Here is a 2,262-nt window from a genome sequence, read left to right as displayed (position 1 = left end):
AAGAGAAAAACTTGAGGAGCAAGCTGAAAAATTAAAATTACTTGCTTCAACTGATGAGTTAACGCAGTTATTAAATAGAAGAGAAATGAAATATCGTAGTACGTTAGCACTTGAACAAGCGACTCGATCGGAACAATCTGTTGGTTTATTACTGTTAGATATCGATCATTTTAAAATTATTAATGACAGCTTTGGTCATTTAGAAGGCGATCGAGTACTGAAAGAGCTCGGGCATATTTTGAAGAATTTTTGTAGACAAACCGATCTTGTCTCTCGCTTTGGCGGCGAAGAATTTTTGATATTGCTACCCGATACGAACAAAAGTGATACTTTATTATTTTGTAACAGACTCCAAGACAGCATCTCGCAAATTAAAGTGGGTGACGACGTACTAACTGTCAGTATTGGGGTCAGCATTTGTGATGATAAAAGACAATTTACAGATTTATTTACTCAAGCGGATAAAGCTATGTATAAAGCAAAAGCACTTGGAAGAAATAGAACTGAAATTTATTGTTTGGATTAAGCCTGTTAGTTTTGCTACAAAACCAGTAACACCCTACTTAAAAAGCGTTCGTCACATTACCCCAACAATTTCAAGTTTGCCCGCTCAGCGCTCAGCGCTCAGCAACGTAATAACGTAGTAATGTAGTAATGTAATAATCTAATAACGTTCCTCTTTATCGATTGCGATTTTTCTGCCTCTCATTGTTTATAGGGTTCATTACTCCTAGTCCACATGTTCTGTCATTTAGGATGTGATCTTCATCATCGGATTTCGATTTTATCAATGCCAACGTCTGCTATTTTCACTGTTTAAACCTCCTACCTTTCAGTAGATTAGTTGTTATCAAGCATTCATCTATAAAAAGTGAGTTTCATCATGACATTACAAGATAACATTGAGAATATAGTCACCCACCCTCTCCTTTCTCCAAAGCAAAAATCGAATTATTTAGCATTAGAAGCTGAAAACAGTCTGCCTTATGTGCCGGTGTCTGAACGGGTAAATAATGCCATGAAACAAGGTATTATCTGCGATATGTTTGAAGGTCATGCGCCATTTAAACCGCGTTATGTGTTGCCAGATTATGCCAAATACCTGCAGCAAGGATCTGAGTATTTGGAGCTGTCGCCCGCCGAAGACTTTGATGACGCCTTAAATGCATTAACCATTCTTTATTTTCATGTGCCATCGGTGACGAATATCCCAGTTTACTTAGGCCAATTAGATACGTTATTAATGCCTTTTACACAGGGGCTTGATGCTGAAGCCATCTATCGTAAGCTCAAGCGGTTTTGGATATTACTCGACCGCACGTTACCCGATGCGTTTATGCATGTGAATATTGGCCCAACAGATAACATTATTTGCCGAACCATTTTGCGTATAGATGCAGAATTACAACAAATAGCCCCCAACCTAACCTTCATGTATGACCCTGCCGTAACGCCAGATGATTTATTATTTCAGACCACCAGCAATATTTGTCAATGCGGTAAACCTCACATTGCCAACTATCCGCTACATGCCGACGCATTCGATGCTCGTGGTTTTGGGATTGTCAGTTGTTATAACGCATTACCGTTAGCTGGCGGAGCCAATACCTTGGTGCGGGTTAATCTCAAAGAAGTCGCTCTAAAAGCTAACAGTATTGATGATTTTTTTGCCCAAACGCTGCCATATTACAGCCAACTCGCATTCGAGCTTATTGAAGCTCGTTCGGCATTTTTACACCAACAATCTCATTTCTTTGACAGTTTTTTAGTTAAGGAACAGTTGATCGATGAATCTCGCTTTGCACCTATGTTCGGTATTTATGGTATGGCTGAAGCGGTCAATATTTTACAAGCCTTACTACCTAGTGCTGCTGAGATTACAACTGCTAATGTCGCAAGCAAACTCAATACAGGCTACGGCCATAACCCAGATGCAAATGAACTTGGGCTCAGAATATCTGCAGCTTTAGACAACATAGTAAAGTCGACCCCGGTCACTTACGGTTATAACGGTCGCGCGTTATTGCATTCTCAAAGTGGCATTAGTTTGGATAAAAATGTCACCCCTGGCGTGCGTATTCCCTATGGCTCAGAACCAGACCCCATTAGTCATATTCAAGCACTAGCTAAACATCATCAATATTATACTGCCGGAATCAGCGATATTCTAACCATAGATGAAACCGTTAAAGCTAATCCTCAAGCGATGTTCCAACTCTGTAAAGGCGCCCTTAGTTCAGGTTTTAGAGAGTTTAGTGCCAA

Annotated in this window: 2 protein-coding genes; both read left to right on the top strand. The window is 40.0% G+C overall.

From position 1 onward, the window contains the following. Positions 1–526, top strand: a 526-nt coding sequence (locus tag CXF78_RS20880) for a GGDEF domain-containing protein (RefSeq protein WP_145991606.1), incomplete at its 5' end; no start/stop codon positions are given. A 357-nt stretch (positions 527–883) separates the two neighbouring features. Further along, the coding region (locus CXF78_RS20875; RefSeq protein WP_102037841.1) for a YjjI family glycine radical enzyme at positions 884–2,262 on the top strand (1,379 nt) is incomplete at its 3' end.

The sequence above is a fragment of the Shewanella sp. 11B5 genome (assembly GCF_002836795.1).
GTDB classification, from domain to species: domain Bacteria; phylum Pseudomonadota; class Gammaproteobacteria; order Enterobacterales; family Shewanellaceae; genus Shewanella; species Shewanella frigidimarina.
Note: the sequence above shows the minus strand (reverse complement) of the source record. Positions and strands in the feature narration are given on the sequence as shown.